Raw genomic sequence first — 17186 nt, forward strand, 5'->3', positions numbered from 1 at the left:
TATGGGCGCAATATGGCTATAGCAACCGCTATTAAAGGCCGCAAGGGCGGCAGTTCAAGCTCAAGAACTCCTACAGAACAGCCAGACGATCTGCAGTCAGTAGCCAAGGCAAAAATCCTTCTCGCGCTGGGAGAGGGGGAGTTTGCTGGTGGCCTTACTGCGCGCGATATTTATCTCGATGGCACCGCACTTGAGAACGCAGATGGTTCACAGAACTTCAGCGGTGTGGCGTGGGAGTTTCGTTCTGGAACTCAGGCGCAAAAATACATTCAAGGGATCCCGGGTACCGAAAATGAAATCAATGTAGGCTCCGAAGTTTCCAGCTCTACAGCGTGGACGCGCACGTTCACCAATACGCAGCTTTCAGCTGTTCGCCTGCGTCTAAAATGGCCTTCTCTCTTCAAACAGGAGGATGATGGCGATCTGGTTGGCTATTCGGTCAACTATGCAATTGACCTGCAGACAGATGGCGGCTCCTGGCAGACAGTGCTGAATACCAGCGTGACCGGGAAAACGACGTCAGGTTACGAGCGCAGCCACCGTATTGATTTACCTCAGGCGGGCAGCACCTGGACCATCAGGCTGCGCAAAATTACAGCCGATGCCAATAGCGCGAAGATTGGCGACACGATGACGCTGCAAAGCTTCACAGAAGTAATCGACGCCAAACTTCGATATCCGAACACTGCGCTTTTGTACGTTGAATTTGACTCGAGCCAGTTCAATGGCTCAATTCCGCAAATTTCCTGCGAGCCTCGCGGACGTGTTATTCGTGTGCCCGATACCTATGACCCGGAAACACGAACGTACAGCGGCACCTGGACGGGCGCATTTAAGTGGGCATGGACGGATAACCCTGCGTGGATATTTTACGATCTGGTGGTCACTGACCGCTTCGGCCTTGGTAATCGGCTAACGGCAGCCAATATCGACAAATGGACGCTTTATCAGGTCGCTCAATATTGTGATCAACCGGTACCGGATGGTAAGGGTGGCAGCGGAACTGAACCTCGTTACACCTGCAACGTATACATTCAGGATCGAAATGACGCTTACACTGTGCTGCGAGACTTTGCCGCCATTTTTCGAGGTATGACCTACTGGGGAGACGACCAGATTGTTGCCCTTGCAGACATGCCCAGAGATGTCGATTTTACCTACACGCACGCTAACGTAGTCAACGGCAAATTTGTGTATTCCAGCAGCACAACCAAAAGTCGCTACACGAACGCTCTTGTATCCTGGTCTGAACCGGCAAATGGCTATGCTGATGCAATGGAGCCCGTCTTCGAGCAGGCTTTGGTGGCGCGCTATGGTTTCAACCAGCTTGAGATCACCGCCATCGGTTGCACTCGGCAGTCTGAGGCTAACAGAAAAGGGCGCTGGGGGATCCTGACCAACAATAAAGATAGGATTGTAACGTTTGACGTTGGTCTGGACGGCAACATCCCTCAGCCTGGCTACATAATTGCTGTCGCTGACCGAAATCTCTCTGGCCGAGATTTAGGTGGTCGATTATCCGCGGTTAATGGTCGTGTCCTCAAACTTGACCGGGTGCCAAGTGCTATGGCCGGTGACAGGATAATGGTAAACCTGCCGTCGGGTATTACCCAATCCCGGACGATTCAGTCCCTGTCCGGTGAAATGGTCACCGTAACAACTTCCTTTAGTGAACTTCCGCAGGCTGAGGCTGTATGGGTAATTGAATCTGATGAACTCTATGCGGAGCAGTACAGGGTAATTAGTGTCACCGATAACAATGACGGGACATATACCATCACGGGGGCAAATCACGATCCGGATAAATATGCCCGTATCGATACAGGTGCCGTTATAGATCAGCGGCCAATAAGTGTAATACCACTTGGTAATCAGTCGCCGCCAGTCAACATCGCGATCAGCTCGTTTTCGGTGATTCAGCAAAATATCAGCGTCGAAACCATGCGCGTAAGCTGGGACCAGGCACAAAATGCCATCGCCTATGAGGCGCAATGGCGCCGCAATGACGGGAACTGGGTTAACGTTCCGCGCAGCTCCACCGCTTCCTTTGACGTTTCCGGCATCTACGCCGGACGGTACCTGGTGCGCGTGCGTGCTATCAACGCAGCGGAAATTTCATCCGGGTGGGGATATTCAGAAGAGAAGACGTTGACCGGCAAAGTGGGCAATCCGCCCAAGCCAGTGGGCTTTATGGCTACGGGCATTAACTGGGGTATTCGTCTGAACTGGGGGTTCCCGGGAAACACCGGCGATACCCTCAAAACAGAAATCCAGTACACGGCCAACAGCGACTTTTCCGATCCGTTGCTGCTATCGGACGTACCTTATCCATCTGCTGAATATACCCAGCTCGGGCTGAAAGCCGGGCAGGAATTCTGGTATCGCGCGCAGTTGGTTGACAGAACGGGTAACGAGTCCGGCTATACCGACTGGATCAGGGGAATGTCTAACGATAATGCTGATGATTATCTGGGTGAAATAGCAGACGATTTCCTTACCTCGGCCGACGGCGACCGCCTGACCAGCGATATTGATACCAATCTTGAAGCTGCAATGCAGAACGCGCTGGCCAACCACGGAACAGTTGAACATAAATGGGCGCAATACGGAGAGGTACGCGCCGATATCCTCGTTGTGAAAACTACTATTGCTGAGGTGGATAGGGCAATGGCCGAAATGTCGACACAGGTGCAGGCGCAGATCGACAACGTCACCGCTTCCCTGGAAGACAAGCTCACAGCCGTCGTCGATGCCTCAGGTGCTTCGGCAATCTACACCCTCAAAACAGGCGTGAGGATAAACGGGGTGATGTACAACGCCGGGATGTCGATTGCTGTGCTTGCTGAGGCCGGGAAACCAGTAGTTACCCGTATTGGGTTCAACGCTAATCAGTTCGTTCTGATGAGCGGCAGCGGTGACAGTCAGTATTCACCCTTCGCGGTGGTTAATGGTCAGGTCTTTATCAGCTCAGGTTTTATTCAGGATGGCACGATCACGAATGCCAAGATTGGCAATGTCATTCAGTCGAATAATTACAGTGCGGGCACAGCAGGCTGGACTATCAACAAGAATGGTTCTGCTGAATTCAATAATGTGACGGTTCGTGGCGGGGTTTATGCCCAAAATGGTCAGTTTGGATTTACCAACTCAACTGGAGGCGTCACGATCAATAACAACGGTGTCACTGTCAGTTTGTCGAACGGCGGGCGCATTGTTCTGGGAGAATTTTGATGGCCAGGGGGCTTTATATTGATTTGAATGACGGGCGTCCCGCAATGACCATCACTGCCGGAATGAAATGTCCGTCGTATGGCGGGGAGGCAGTAGAGGCATGGGGCCAGCAGACCATGACTGTTCAGGGCTTTATTGCCGGGGCGACCCCATTTTTCATTCCATCAAACTCGGTTGTGAATGTGACTCGCTCGCCGAATCTGATCACAACGATTATGGTTCTTGACGGGATAACCAATAACGGCAACGGAACCCTGACTCAGAGAGTCTGGTCATCAGATGGCTGGGGGAAAGATAAAACATTTCCCGGCACAGTTTGGCAGATTTTACCGGCAGGGCAGAGTGGAAACCGTGGTTTGCTCATTGAGGACTCGACAGACTTTATTGCGATCACTGATGTCAGCCGCGTTGCTTCCTGTGTTTTCAGTGGGACGGTCAATGTAAATGGTACTTACACGCTTCCGGCCAAAGGGCTCGTTTTTGCCCGCTGGAATGACAGCGCAGCTACGCTTGAGTGTGATGGCAATAATATTTACTCCCGGCAGGATTATACGGGCTATGACGATATTGCCCGTTCTGTAAATGTCGATATTGCAATTTTTGCGGTTCAGGCACCTGTACCGGGGAGAGGATTAAATTTCATCAACGCCGCTGGTCAGTGCACCTTCTCCACCACTCGCCGTCCATTTATATTCCGCAATCAGTTTTATTCACCGGGCAATAGCTGGGTCGATATTGGCAACAGCATGATTGCGCTTGGCTGCTATGGTTTCAACTCGTCAACAGCCAGCGGGTGGTGCAACATGCGCTCCAAGGGACTGGTGATGAGTGGGAACTCGGTAAAATGTGGGAATGGTCGTGTCCGTTCCCGTTGGACCGACAAGTATTCTGTGACCGGCGAGAGATTTACGGGAATGAGTATTCCCATTATCCCCGCAATGTATTGATACAACCCCACCCAAAAGCCTCGCTCTGGCGGGGCTTTTTATTATCTGAATTAAGGAGTCCTATATGTCGGCAGGAACAATAACTCTGACAAATGGTTCCGCTATTGTTGGCGGTTCCGGAACCTCTTTTACTACCGAACTTGCCGCAGGTGACTTCATTGTCTCAACTGTGGGCGGTGTGCCCTATACGCTGCCAGTGAAAACGGTAGACAGTGGCACGCAGCTCACGCTTGTCAGTAACTTCACCGGGCCAACGCAATCCGGTGCGGCCTGGTCAGCAGTCCCGCGTGTGGCCTTGAATATGGTCACAGCAGCGCTAGTTGCTCAGAGTGCAGAAGCGCTGCGTGGACTGAATTACGACAAACAGAACTGGCAGCAGGTTTTCAGTGCAGCCGGAAACATCACAGTGAAGCTACCAGATGGAACAACTTTTAAAGGTCCATCGTGGCCATCCGTAATAAGCCAGACAAGCACGTTAAATGGAAAAACGGGTGGAAATGTAACTGGTACTTTGATGGTAACTCAGGGTAGCAGCATTGGCGTATCTACTCAGGAAGGTGGTGATAAGACCGTTAAGCTATACAACATCACAGGGGATGGTAGTGTAGGAGGTTATGTAAACGCTGTGGGAGGGGCGTGGTATAACGGAAATTGGTCTCTTGGCGGCGTTCGAGGGAGCGGAACTAATTTAGACAGAGCGCAGTTGAATGTTAATAGCGGAGCTGGTACGGCGGGGTCATTTTTATTTTACCCCGATGAAAGATTCAAATCATCTTCGTGTGGAGCTGATGGGGCTGGTTATGGTGGTTCATGGTCAGACATTAACACATGGCAAAGGAATATCTCTTTTTTTCGAGGTAACGTATCCGTTAATAATGATGCAGGGTTTATTCCTTTTGCCCGTTGGCATAGTCAATGCAGTGGTGGATATTCTTCAACAGTAGGGCTTGGTTCTATAGCTACCGGGCCTAGTTCGTGGGCGGATGTAGCAATAACAACACTTGGGGATGGTGGTTCTGCCGGGCAACGTATATTTCAATTCACGACAGCAAACGGTGATATATACGCCAACGCTGGTGGAAATCTTTCCGGTAACTATATTTTCCAAAAGCAGCCTAACTGTGACATTACGCTGAAGCACGATATTAAATATGATGATGGTTATCAGTCATACGAGAATATCAAGAAATTCCTGCCAGCAACTTACGTCTACAACGATGACCCTCGTGAGAGAGTTCGCCGAGGTGTAATCGCTCAGGACGTCATGAAGATTGATAGTGAGTACGTAAAGCTGGTCCCTGCTGCGCCAAAGTTTGATAGCGAAGGAAACAGGGTTGATGCTGATGATACGTTGGCACTGGATAACAACGTTATCATGCTTGATACCGTGCTGGCATTGAACTACATCATTAAACAGCTGGAGGCAACACAGAAAGAGCTCCAGAAGCTTAAAGCGGAATCATGAAGTCTTAGCTTTCAGCCGCAGCCCGTGCAGGTACTCAACTGGCTTTGTCTCACTCAGGTCTGCTTACAATCTGCCATTATAGAAAAATTTACAAAAGAGATAATTCGAAACGAGAGAGAAGCTTAGAAACGAAACGGCGAAGCTTTAAGCAGTGACGATAGGGCCTGAATCTTGCGGACACTTAGAAATAAAACTACTGTATATAAAAACAGTGTTTGGGGTGTGCATAATGGAATTCATCAGGCCAACAGAACTGCGAGAAATTATCGCTCTTCCGCTTTTCAGTGACTTAGTGCAGTGTGGTTTCCCAAGCCCTGCCGCTGATTACGTTGAACAGCGTATCGATCTCAATGAGTTACTGGTTACTCACCCGAGCTCAACATATTTCGTTAAGGCCGCTGGTGACTCAATGATCGAGGCGGGTATCAGCGACGGTGATCTGCTGGTGGTTGATAGTTCGCGAACTGCTGAGCATGGTGACATTGTCATTGCCGCGGTAGAAGGGGAATTCACTGTTAAGCGCCTGCAGCTACGCCCGACAGTCCAACTCATCCCAATGAATAGCGCCTACAGTCCGATTGTTGTAGGCAGCGAAGATACGCTGGACGTTTTCGGCGTTGTTACTTTCATCGTCAAATCGGCGAGCTGAGTATGTTTGCGCTCTGTGATGTGAATTCGTTCTACGCATCATGCGAGACCGTATTCAGGCCTGACCTGAGAGGGTGCCCGGTTGTCGTTCTCTCGAATAACGATGGCTGTGTAATCGCACGCAGTGCCGAGGCTAAGGCCGCTGGAATTACAATGGGAGAGCCTTTCTTCAAGCAAAAGGACTTATTTCGGCGCGCTGGCGTTGTTTGCTTCAGCAGCAATTACGAGCTTTACGCTGACATGTCCAACCGGGTGATGACAACGTTGGATGAAATGAGCCCTCGCGTCGAAATTTACAGCATCGACGAAGCTTTTTGCGACCTGACAGGTGTTCGCAACTGCCGGGACCTGACCGAGTTCGGCAAGGAGATCCGCGCTACGGTTCTAAAGCGTACACACCTCACCGTTGGCGTTGGCATTGCCCAGACAAAAACACTCGCTAAACTCGCCAACCACGCCGCAAAGAAATGGCAGAGGCAGACGGGTGGAGTTGTTGATTTGTCCAATATCGATCGCCAGCGTCGGTTATTGGCAATTGTGCCTGTGGAGGATGTCTGGGGCGTCGGCAGGCGCATCAGTAAGAAGTTGAACGCCATGGGCATCAAAACGGCTCTGGACCTCTCAGAACACAGCACATGGATTATCCGTAAACACTTTAACGTAGTGCTCGAGCGAACTGTCCGGGAGCTGCGCGGCGAACCATGTCTGGAGCTGGAGGAGTTTGCACCAGCAAAGCAGGAAATTGTCTGCAGCAGGTCTTTCGGCGAACGGGTCACCGTGTACGAACAAATGCGCCAGGCTATCTGCAGTTATGCTGCCCGTGGTGCGGAAAAACTACGTGGTGAGCACCAGTATTGCCGTTTTATCTCGGCGTTCGTGAAGACATCACCCTTTGCCCTAAATGAGCCATATTATGGCAACAGTGCATCAATGAAGCTTCTCACCCCCACTCAGGATTCACGTGACATTATCAACGCTGCAGTAAAGTGCTTGGACAAAATCTGGCAAGACGGTCACCGGTACCAGAAAGCCGGAATCATGCTAGGTGACTTCTTCAGCCAGGGCGTGGCACAGCTCAACCTTTTTGACGATAACGCGCCGCGGTCCGGTAGTAAAAGGTTGATGGAGGTGCTAGATCACCTGAACGCGAAAGAGGGTAAAGGAACTCTCTACTTTGCCGGGCAGGGAATACAGCAGCAGTGGCAGATGAAGCGTGAAATGTTATCTCCTCGATATACGACTCGACTAACAGATCTGCCAGTAGTTAGATAATTGCTATCGTTTAGTAGCGATACAAAAATTTTAAGTCCTGGCAAAGAATAAAAAATTATACTAGCCTCAAAATGCTTGAATCTAAGCAATGCTATGGTACACAACCTTTCTGAACCTTCAGTACCCCGCTTTGTAATGGCGGGTTTTTTTCATCGTATACTTAAAGTGCCAAAAATTGCATGTTTAGCCCGGGAGATAATTATGTATGATTGAGACTGAAAGCATAATGCTTATTTTTTTTGACTAGATTTCGTAAATCTAATAGTTTAAATATGTGGTGAATCCCCCTAAGCGGAGGGGCGAACAGTCAAATTTTGCAGTATGCTCGCGTTTCTTGAGACTGGAAGAGAAACACCGGGAGGCACCCGGCACCACATTCTATTTTATCAATGATTATTTGTGCCTTCTTTATGGTTTTGTGATCATTATGTTACTATAAGCTCAATGTAAACTAAAAAAGGGGGACATCACCCCCAAATGAAGAACAATATAGTTATAATGACTGCTGGACTATTTTCTATATTTTGGAAGGGGAGTAAAAGTTAATAATTCTTGACTAATCGTTATTGGTTAGGTGATGTCAATCAATAGGAATAATTAGAGGAATATCATTCTAAAATACCAATATCAATGATATTAATGTCTTGCGATTTATTTCGTTGGGAGTGGTGAAGGGGGGGGCGTGCTTTAGCTATGATGAATAAACTAAAAAAGTTAATATTTTCTCAGGTGTTTGTATTGACTTTATTGTCTTCACTAGAAAATATGTTCTGGCCTCCCTGTGTTTTGGGTGGTTATGTCATTGCTGTTGTAATTTATAAAGAATGTTCAATATATGTAACGTGACGTGGTGTATAATGTCAATGGAGATTTATGGATTTGAGCATAAAATCATTCTATTTCTTTTTTCGTTCGATTATATTGCATTTATTGCCTCGATTAACTCCGGCCTCTGATTTTTAACATTACCCACAGCGCGCGATACCACGTGCCAGAAAAACTTGTCTGCTTGCACTGCACCGTCGGCTGCTATCTCTTCAGCTTCCTTCCCGCCTATATCTTGGCGCATCCATTCGCGTGCTGCTTCCGGTGACAAAACCAGTGGCCGCCTGTCATGAATATCAACCAGACCTTTACCAGCTGCGGACGTAACTATCAGAAAGCCCTCTGCTTCGTCTCCACGATCAAATGGCGTGCTGCCGATTGCCGCCATAAATATGGGTTGCTCGTCGGCCCGGTGAATGAAGTAGGGCTGTTTCTTTTCGCCTTCCTTCTTCCATTCGAACCAACCGTCTGCGAAGCAGATTGCCCGACCGTGTTGCCATAACGGCTTAAACATGCGGCTTGTGGCTGCAGTTTCAACGCGCGCGTTAATCAGTGGCGGCTTATTCCACCACCCGGGCGCGTAACCCCAGAGCACCGGATCGAGATGCAAATGCTCGTCGCGTTCGCTCAACAGCAGTACTTTTGTGCCTGGCGCCACGTTGTAACGTCCGATCGTTTCGGGGTCATAGGCGATGTTGCGATCTGCTTCATCGGCCAGGTATGCCAGATATTCTTCACGGGTTTGGGATTGTGCAAAACGTCCACACATCGGGCACCTCCAGTTGTCAGACTGAAAGTATAGGCACAGATAAGCACGCTAAATGGGTACCAATGCATTGCCTGTCTATCTACTCCAGTTAAAGCATTGGTTCAACGATCGCTTTATTGAAAATTCCTGTTTCAATAACTTCACTGTGAAGGCTATGAGGGATGATAACAGGAATTTTTATACCAGGATAAAGTTGAGTAAGAGCCAGGGTTCTGTGCCGACCATCCATGATACGGAATGGCGAGGTCATCTCCGGATACTCGACAATACCGTTGGCAATGTAGCTTTTAACTTTGTGCCAGCGAATTGGGTCGATGTTAAATGCCTCATCCCCCATGCTTTCCAGAATTTTTAAACCATCGGCAAAAATGATGCATCCACCCTCTTGAGCAAACACTGGAGGTAGAATGAAACGAATGTCGCTGAACTTAGGGTAGACAAACGGTTCATCGTCTTTTGGAATGTCGTCAAAGGATCCAAATCTGAATTTACCGAGGTGAGTGTGGAGGAATTCCTCCGGAAGGCGAGAGAATAATTGTTTCATAAAAGTCCTTCTCAAATGTCAAAGGGGAGTGAAGTAATGCCATGCAAACAAGCAGTAATCAAAAAAATAGCGCACGCCGATTAAGTCATACAACTCATTCACGGTGATTATGCTGTTGGGAGTTGGGGGCAGTAAAGCAGGAGGTTTAAAAACTGGAAACGTGCGCGCAAATCAGCTAATCGAATCAGAATTTTGGGGGCAAATTTGGGGGCATTTTGAAAGTAGGGACACCGATAGGGGCACAAAAAAGACCGTGCACGTCCGTAGATGTCTGTTAAACGTTTCGGGCTAACTCACTGATATCGTGGGAAATGATTGAATTTCAATGAGTTACGAATTTTCTGCACACTAAAACTGCACAAACAGCTTTTTCATTGGATCTCACCGAAGAAACGCTTTGTGCAGAATATACATGAAAACCCGTCGATATTTTCATGTCTGTGAAGCGTGTTACATGGCTTTCGCGCTGTTTTTTACCTTGGCGATGAGTGTTTCCGTTACGGCCAGTCCTTCCGCAATGTGCATATCAATCACATCGGTCCCAAATTCGTTAATTAAATCCAGGAGAATTTCGTAAGTCTGGATGAGTTCAAGGAGATCAAAGAGCGCTTTTTGATCGGCGCGTGAGGGGGAGGAATGGCTAAGCGCTGCCTGATTAACAATCCATTCAAGATTGGTCTTGATGGCTTCTATCTGACTGTAGCTATACATATTTCATGGGCTTAAATCCTCATTTCAAGATTTTATGGGAAAGGTATCGTGAGAGCTTCACGGTGAAAAAAGAGTCTGCATGTCGCCGGGGCAGTGCTGGCTGTAGAAAGGATGGATGAAGATTTAATTATGGGATAGTTCGCGTGCTTAGCAAGTTAATTGTTGCGCAAACGTAAAAATAAACGCGCGAAAGAGAGGACATCGCTGTGTAACGCCTTCATTTCGCGCACGTTATGCTAGCCAGATAACGGAATCAGGTTTCCCAGGCGTGCGGGGCAAACAGATAACCCTTGTTACGCACGGTTTTAATGCGGTAGGGCTCGGTAGCGTTATCCTGCAGCTTTTTGCGCAGACGCGAAATTGCTACGTCAACGCTGCGGTCCATGCCGTCATAGCTCACGCCACGCAGGTTTTTCAGCAGCGCGTCGCGGTCCATGATTTGCCCGGCGTGCGTTGCCAGCTCCCACAGCAGGTCAAAATCTGCGGTGGAGAGGGCGATAAGCTCGCCGGAAAGCAGCACCTGGCGGTTAATGGGGTCAATAGACAGCGTACCGAAGCGCATTGCTTTGTGCGGCGTCAGAGACGGCGCGGGCGCTTCGCGTTCGATGCTGGCGTGCTGGCGCAAATGCAGGCGCAGGCGGGCAAGCAGGACGGCAGGCGGTGTGGTTTTCAGAATGTAGTCATTGGCGCCCATCTCCAGCGACAAAATGTGGTTCATATCGCTGTCCAGTGAGGTGAGCAGGACGATAGGGCCCTCCCAACGGGCGCGCAGGTCACGGCAAAGCGTCATGCCGTCTTTGCCTGGCAACATGATATCCAGCAGCACCAGATCCGGGTTTTCACGGACGACCACCTCTTCGGCACGATCGCCGCGAGGTTCAACAATGACGTCCATATCATGTTTACCCAGATAGGCGGCGATCAGTTGCCCGACCTCGGGTTCGTCTTCAACATAAACAATCTTATTCATACAGCGTCTGTTTTCGTGAAAAAAGCCAACATACACCGCGAAACCTTAACCTTCCATTAATCTTTCAAAATTAACGCCGGTTCCGTTATTCTGGCTCTTATTGTTACTTGATTGTTATAGGGAAAAGTATGGGGCTGGTGATTAAAGCCGCACTGGGCGCGCTAGTGGTGTTACTGATTGGCATTCTGGCAAAAACGAAAAACTACTATATTGCCGGGCTAATCCCGCTGTTCCCGACCTTTGCGCTGATTGCCCATTATATCGTGGCTTCTGAGCGGGGTACGGAAGCGTTACGTACGACCATCGTGTTTGGCATGTGGTCTATCATTCCGTATTTTCTCTACCTGCTTTCGCTGTGGTATTTCACCGGTTTTCTGCGTCTTCCCCTGGCGCTGAGCGGGGCGGTGGCCTGCTGGGGACTCAGCGCCTGGGTGTTAATTTTCTTCTGGAGCCGCTTTCACTAGCGCAGCGGTCGTCCGCCGTCCACGGCAAAGGTTCTGCCCGTGACGTAGCAGCTGGTCAGGAGGTAATCCACAAGATCGATGACCTCTTTCTCGCCCGGGGCGATTTTCATGAGCGACTTATTCAGCGCCTGCTGGCGATACTCCGCATCATCGTTTTCGTTAAACAAAATCATCGCCGGGGCGATGGCGTTCACCTTCACCTCGGGCGCGAGCTTGCGGGCGAACGAGCGCGTCATATTATCCAGCGCGGCTTTACTGGCCGCGTAGGCGATGTGCTTGTCGCTGCCGCGCTCCACCACATAATCGGTGAAGTGAATAATGTCGCCCGCCGCGTGCCCATGGCCGCGCAGCAGGTCCTGCAAAGCGTGGTTAAGCAGATAAGGCGCATTGACGTGGATCTGCAGCATGGCGGAGAGCGTTTCGCTGAGTGACGTACCGGGTTTTTCGGCTCGCCATGCGCTGGCGTTATGGATCACGGCGCGCAGTCCCGTCGTGGTGGCTTTTACCTTTTCCGCGAAAGTCAGAATGCCTTCATCGGTCGAAAAATCAGCCTGAATGCAGACCGCCCCGGCTTTGCGTAACCCTTCAATCGACGGGTATTCCGTACGGTAGCTGACAATGACCGGATGGCGAAGGTTGAGAAAGTGATGGGCGAGGGCGAGGCCGATACGGCGGCCTCCACCGGTAATCAGTATTGGGCGAAGCGGTGCATTTCCCATCGTATTCTCCTTTACAGTTCAACAATGGGAAAGGCGATGCTAACCCATTAACATCCAGGTTGCCGGCAGGGCAGCAACCAGTAACAGTCCAATTAATGCCATTTCACGGCGTTTCAGCGCGTTCTCCAGCTGATGCGTGCGGCGGGCATAGATAAACACCAGCAGACCCGGTGCGTACAGCACCACCGACAGCAGCAGATGCATAGGCCCGGAAGCATACAACAACCACAGGCCGTAAATACAGGCTCCGACACCCACTACATAATGCGCCGGGCGTGTGGCAATTTTTAACAGATACGCGCCCACTAAGAAATAGGGTACCAGAATCATCTCCGAGGCGATGGTCAGCAGGGTGTTATAGTCTGAACCTGTGAGCCAGATCAGCACCAGACAGACCTGAACGCTGATGTTGGTCAGCCAGAGCGATGCCGACGGCGCGCTGTTTTGGTTTTGACGGGCGAAAAGGCGTGGAAACGCCTTGTGCGTCGCGGCTAGGAACGGCACTTCAGCCGCCATGATGGTCCAGCTCAGGTAAGCGCCGCAGACGGAGACGATCAGCCCTGCGGCAATCACCACGTCGCCCCAGGGACCGAGCATTTTCACCATCAGGCCTGCCATTGACGGGTTACGCATTTCAGCCAGCTCAGGACGCGCCACCACGCCCAGCGACAGCAGCGTCACCAGCAGATAGACCCCGAGCGCGGCCAGTACGGCCAGCAGCGTCGCGCGGCCTACATCGCGTTTATTCCTGGCCCGGGCTGAAACCACGACCGCGCCTTCAACGCCGATGAACACCCACAGGGTAATCAGCATCGTGTTTTTCACCTGCTCCCAGACGGGAACGCCCAGCGCAACGCCGCTGAAATCAAGCTTGAAAACGTCCATACGGAACGCAATAAAGGCCAGAACGATAAACAGGCCGAGCGGAACCAGTTTTGCCAGCGTCGCCACCAGGTTGATGCTGGCGGCCGTTTGTACGCCACGTAACACCAGCCAGTGGACGAACCACAGCAACACCGAGGCGCCCACAATAGACTGCCATGTATTCCCGTCGCCAAAGAGGCGCAGCTCAGGCGTATCGGTAAAGAAACTGAGCGCCGAAAAGACGATCACCAGGTAGGAGACGTTGGCGATAACGGCACACAGCCAGTATCCCCACGCGGAACAGAAGCCAATCAGCTCGCCGAAACCTTCACGCGCATAGGTGAAAATGCCGCCGTCCAGATCCGGGCGAATGCGGGTGAGCAGCAGCATCGCGAAGGCCAGCAGCAGTATGCCGACACCCGTAATGCCCCAGCCAATGATGAGCGCGGAAGGGCTGGCGACGGCCGCCATATTTTGCGGCAAACTGAATACGCCTGCACCCAGCATTGAGCTTAAAACGAGTGCAGTCAGAGCACTCAGGCCAAGTTTCTTTTCCATTGGCTTCCTGTTATGAAAGGTCAAAATCCAGAATAATTATTTCGCTCAGGCGCATAAAAATGGTGGATCACACTAAGGCGCGGGATTTTACGGAGTGTAACGAATGCATGCAATGACGTGAGGCAGAAATTCAAAAAAAGTAACAAAAAAAGGCGGCATTGCGCCGCCTTTCGTAAACGATGTTGTTACTTGTACAGATCGGCGCTGATGGTCACGTTGTTACCACGTTCCTGCCACTGGCGGGTGATGTGGTAGTACTTCGCCCCTTTCTTCGCCGCACGCTTCGCGACCTGGTAAGAGACTTCCGTCATGTTGCCGTAGTTGCCGGTAAACTTGATGCTGTCGAACGGCACCATCTGCGCTGCAGTGGCGTTGTTCAACTCTTCAATTTTGGTACCGTCCGGCAGCGTAACGGAATAACGGCCACCTTTCGTGGACTGCGTTTCGAAGAAACGGCCCACTTCAGCGCTTGGAGCAGCCGTCGTTGCTACGCCTGGAATTTCAACTTTCTTCGCTTCTTCGCCGCCTTTAGCTATCGCCGCGCGACCTGCTTCTGAATTCGCCGGGATGGCATCTGGGCTCTGCAGAACACGTTTTTTCGCATCTTTTTTATAGATGAACGCGGTAATACGCTGGTTGCCACCCTGGTTAGCATCGACCTGACGCACGATGAAGAAAGAGTAGGCCCCTTTCTCTTTCGCGGCTTTGGTGATGGCATCGTTCACTTCAGGCTGGCTGCGATAGAAGCCCTGAACGGTGACGGTGTCGTAAGGTTCCAGCTCAATCGCCTGATCTTTCGGCAGTTCAACAACACCGTTGATCACGCGGTTTTTTGGTGCGTCAGCTTTTGGCGCATTGTCTTTGAACAGCGCAATGGTCACGCGCTGGTTACCGCTGTTGCCGTAATCGGACTGGTCAACGACATAAAACGAGGCCGCCCCGTTTTTGTCTGCGGCTTTTGATGCAGCGGCGACGGCGTCGCCAATAGAATTATAACGACCCACAATGACCGTATGGTCAAAAGGTTTTAACGCTGCCGCTTGCTCCGGCGTTAACTCTGTTGCGGCATTCGCAGACAGGGCGGTCGCGGAAAGAAGTGCGGACGCCAGGAGTGTGTTCTTAAGCTTCATAAAAATGATCCTTCGCCTTGCGCAAACCATGTACTGGTATTGTTGTTAATTTGAGACGGTCCCGATTATTGCATTTAAAACCCGTCGCTGTCTGCGCCATTTTTCACTGCCTGTGCTTACTGAATCACCGAATTCGATAACATTTAGTGATATGTTGAAAAAACACGCGTTTGACAAGTAAAACTGATAAAGCATATGACTTTTACAAGTTAATTTAATGTTAACAAGTTGTTCTCTTATGGCGCTATATCATGTTTTTACCGCTTCGCTTGCGCGTTTTATCGGTTCTGGCAGTGAATTTAAGGTAAATATCACTGTCAGTGACGCCGATCGCTTATTTTTCACAGATAAAGTAAGAAATAGTGTTTTCTGGCGGTAGATCGCGGGCGCTATTTTCAGTAGGTTATAGACAGTTTGTTACTGTTTTATTTTCCGGGGTTAATCATCTCTCGTCGCTCGCGCGATGGCGAAAATTGATACAAACCGCGGGCATTTATCGATAAACCATCATCAAAAACCGATGGAAGGGAAAACTATGCGTATTGGGGTACCAAAAGAACGGTTAGCCAATGAAACCCGCGTAGCGGCAACACCGAAAACGGTGGAGCAACTGCTTAAACTGGGTTTTACGGTCGCGGTTGAAAGCGGCGCGGGCAAACTGGCGAGTTTCGATGACGAGGCCTTTATCCAGGCCGGCGCGGAAGTGGTCGACGGTGCTGACGTCTGGCAGTCGCCGGTGATTCTGAAGGTCAACGCACCGGAAGAGAATGAGATTGCGCTGCTGAATCCGGGGACGACCCTGGTGAGCTTCATCTGGCCTGCGCAAAACCCGGAGCTGATGGAGAAGCTGGCGGCCCGCGGCGTGACCGTGATGGCGATGGACTCCGTGCCGCGCATTTCGCGCGCGCAGTCGCTGGATGCCTTAAGCTCCATGGCAAACATTGCCGGCTATCGCGCCATTGTTGAAGCAGCCCACGAATTTGGTCGCTTCTTTACCGGTCAAATCACCGCCGCGGGTAAAGTCCCTCCGGCGAAAGTGATGGTGATTGGCGCAGGCGTGGCGGGCCTTGCCGCAATCGGTGCGGCAAACAGCCTGGGCGCTATCGTACGCGCCTTTGACACCCGTCCTGAAGTAAAGGAACAGGTCCAGAGTATGGGCGCCGAATTCCTTGAGCTGGACTTCAAGGAAGAAGCAGGCAGCGGCGATGGTTACGCGAAGGTGATGTCCGAAGCCTTTATCAAAGCCGAAATGGAACTCTTCGCCGCCCAGGCGAAAGACGTCGACATTATTGTCACCACCGCGCTTATCCCGGGTAAACCGGCGCCGAAGCTGATTACCCGTGAGATGGTTGACTCCATGAAGCCGGGCAGCGTGATTGTCGACCTGGCCGCCCAAAACGGCGGTAACTGTGAATATACCGTTCCAAATCAGGTAACCACGACCGCTAACGGCGTGAAGGTGATCGGCTATACCGATCTGCCGGGCCGTCTGCCAACGCAGTCTTCTCAGCTCTACGGCACTAACCTGGTCAACCTGCTGAAGCTGCTCTGCAAAGAGAAAGACGGCAACGTCACCGTTGATTTCGACGATGTTGTTGTGCGCGGCGTCACGGTGGTCCGTGAAGGTGAAATTACCTGGCCTGCGCCGCCTATTCAGGTTTCTGCTCAGCCTCAGGCGGCAACGAAAGCGGCACCTGAGCCAAAAGAACCCGCCAAACCGGCTTCTCCGTGGCGCAAATACGCGATCATGGCGCTGGTGATTATTCTGTTCGGCTGGCTGGCTGACGTCGCACCAAAAGAGTTCCTCGGCCACTTTACCGTCTTCGCGCTCTCCTGCGTTGTGGGCTACTACGTGGTGTGGAACGTCTCCCATGCGCTGCATACGCCGCTGATGTCGGTAACCAACGCCATCTCCGGGATCATCGTGGTGGGGGCGTTACTGCAGATTGGTCACGGCGGCTGGATCAGCTTCCTGAGCTTTATCGCGGTGCTGATCGCCAGTATCAATATTTTCGGTGGTTTCACCGTGACTCAGCGCATGCTGAAAATGTTTCGTAAAGGCTAAGGGG

Annotated in this window: 14 protein-coding genes; 7 read left to right on the top strand and 7 right to left on the bottom strand. The window is 50.9% G+C overall.

What is annotated here, in order from left to right:
• Positions 1–12: 12 nt before the first annotated feature.
• The 5 genes from BJ885_RS05720 (at position 13) to BJ885_RS05740 (ending at position 7563) form a co-directional block, all read left to right on the top strand.
• The gene (locus tag BJ885_RS05720; protein WP_121931363.1) at positions 13–3231 is read left to right on the top strand and encodes a host specificity protein J; all 3219 of its coding nucleotides are present in this window, start codon (positions 13–15) and stop codon (positions 3229–3231) included.
• The gene (locus tag BJ885_RS05725; protein ID WP_047647955.1) at positions 3231–4178 is read left to right on the top strand and encodes a DUF6453 family protein; all 948 of its coding nucleotides are present in this window, start codon (positions 3231–3233) and stop codon (positions 4176–4178) included. The genes BJ885_RS05720 and BJ885_RS05725 overlap by 1 nt, the downstream gene beginning before the upstream one ends.
• 64 nt (positions 4179–4242) lie before the next feature.
• Positions 4243–5643 (top strand): tail fiber domain-containing protein, encoded by a 1401-nt coding sequence (locus BJ885_RS05730; RefSeq protein WP_047647954.1) that lies wholly within the window; start codon positions 4243–4245, stop codon positions 5641–5643.
• Between the two features lie 229 nt (positions 5644–5872).
• Positions 5873–6292 (top strand): translesion error-prone DNA polymerase V autoproteolytic subunit, encoded by a 420-nt coding sequence (locus BJ885_RS05735; protein ID WP_047647953.1) that lies wholly within the window; start codon positions 5873–5875, stop codon positions 6290–6292.
• 2 nt (positions 6293–6294) lie between these two features.
• Positions 6295–7563 carry a Y-family DNA polymerase gene (locus tag BJ885_RS05740; protein ID WP_047647952.1) on the top strand — a complete coding sequence of 423 codons (1269 nt, stop codon included), beginning with the start codon at positions 6295–6297 and terminating at the stop codon, positions 7561–7563.
• Between the two features lie 916 nt (positions 7564–8479).
• On the opposite strand, the gene BJ885_RS05745 is transcribed toward BJ885_RS05740, so the two are convergent.
• From BJ885_RS05745 to rstA, 4 genes are all read right to left on the bottom strand, one after another.
• Positions 8480–9157, bottom strand: coding sequence for an SOS response-associated peptidase (locus BJ885_RS05745; protein WP_047647951.1), 678 nt, complete (start codon positions 9155–9157; stop codon positions 8480–8482).
• An 88-nt stretch (positions 9158–9245) separates the two neighbouring features.
• The gene (locus BJ885_RS05750; RefSeq protein ID WP_052194041.1) at positions 9246–9701 is read right to left on the bottom strand and encodes a hypothetical protein; all 456 of its coding nucleotides are present in this window, start codon (positions 9699–9701) and stop codon (positions 9246–9248) included.
• Positions 9702–10151: 450 nt separating this feature from the next.
• A complete protein-coding gene (locus BJ885_RS05755) occupies positions 10152–10412 on the bottom strand; it encodes a hypothetical protein (RefSeq protein ID WP_029740295.1) in 261 nt (86 codons plus the stop codon).
• A 253-nt stretch (positions 10413–10665) separates the two neighbouring features.
• Positions 10666–11382, bottom strand: a complete 717-nt coding sequence (gene rstA, locus BJ885_RS05760) for a two-component system response regulator RstA (protein WP_021241154.1) — start codon at positions 11380–11382, stop codon at positions 10666–10668.
• Between the two features lie 128 nt (positions 11383–11510).
• On the opposite strand from rstA, the gene BJ885_RS05765 reads away from it, so the two are divergent.
• Positions 11511–11846 (top strand): GlpM family protein, encoded by a 336-nt coding sequence (locus BJ885_RS05765; RefSeq protein ID WP_047647949.1) that lies wholly within the window; start codon positions 11511–11513, stop codon positions 11844–11846.
• On the opposite strand, the gene folM is transcribed toward BJ885_RS05765, so the two are convergent.
• From folM to ydgH, 3 genes are all read right to left on the bottom strand, one after another.
• Entirely contained in the window at positions 11843–12565 is a 723-nt protein-coding gene (gene folM, locus BJ885_RS05770) for a dihydromonapterin reductase (protein ID WP_029740293.1), read from the bottom strand. The two genes, BJ885_RS05765 and folM, sit on opposite strands and share 4 nt — an antisense overlap.
• Positions 12566–12604: 39 nt before the next feature.
• Entirely contained in the window at positions 12605–13987 is a 1383-nt protein-coding gene (locus tag BJ885_RS05775; RefSeq protein ID WP_029740292.1) for an amino acid permease, read from the bottom strand.
• Positions 13988–14172: 185 nt separating this feature from the next.
• Positions 14173–15117, bottom strand: a complete 945-nt coding sequence (ydgH, locus tag BJ885_RS05780) for a DUF1471 family protein YdgH (RefSeq protein ID WP_024909331.1) — start codon at positions 15115–15117, stop codon at positions 14173–14175.
• A gap of 535 nt (positions 15118–15652) precedes the next feature.
• Here ydgH and pntA point away from each other — a divergent pair.
• A complete protein-coding gene (gene pntA / locus BJ885_RS05785; RefSeq protein ID WP_121931364.1) occupies positions 15653–17182 on the top strand; it encodes a Re/Si-specific NAD(P)(+) transhydrogenase subunit alpha in 1530 nt (509 codons plus the stop codon).
• Positions 17183–17186: the final 4 nt, after the last annotated feature.

The organism is Enterobacter sp. WP_7_1, assembly GCF_003688535.1.
Lineage (GTDB): Bacteria > Pseudomonadota > Gammaproteobacteria > Enterobacterales > Enterobacteriaceae > Enterobacter > Enterobacter asburiae.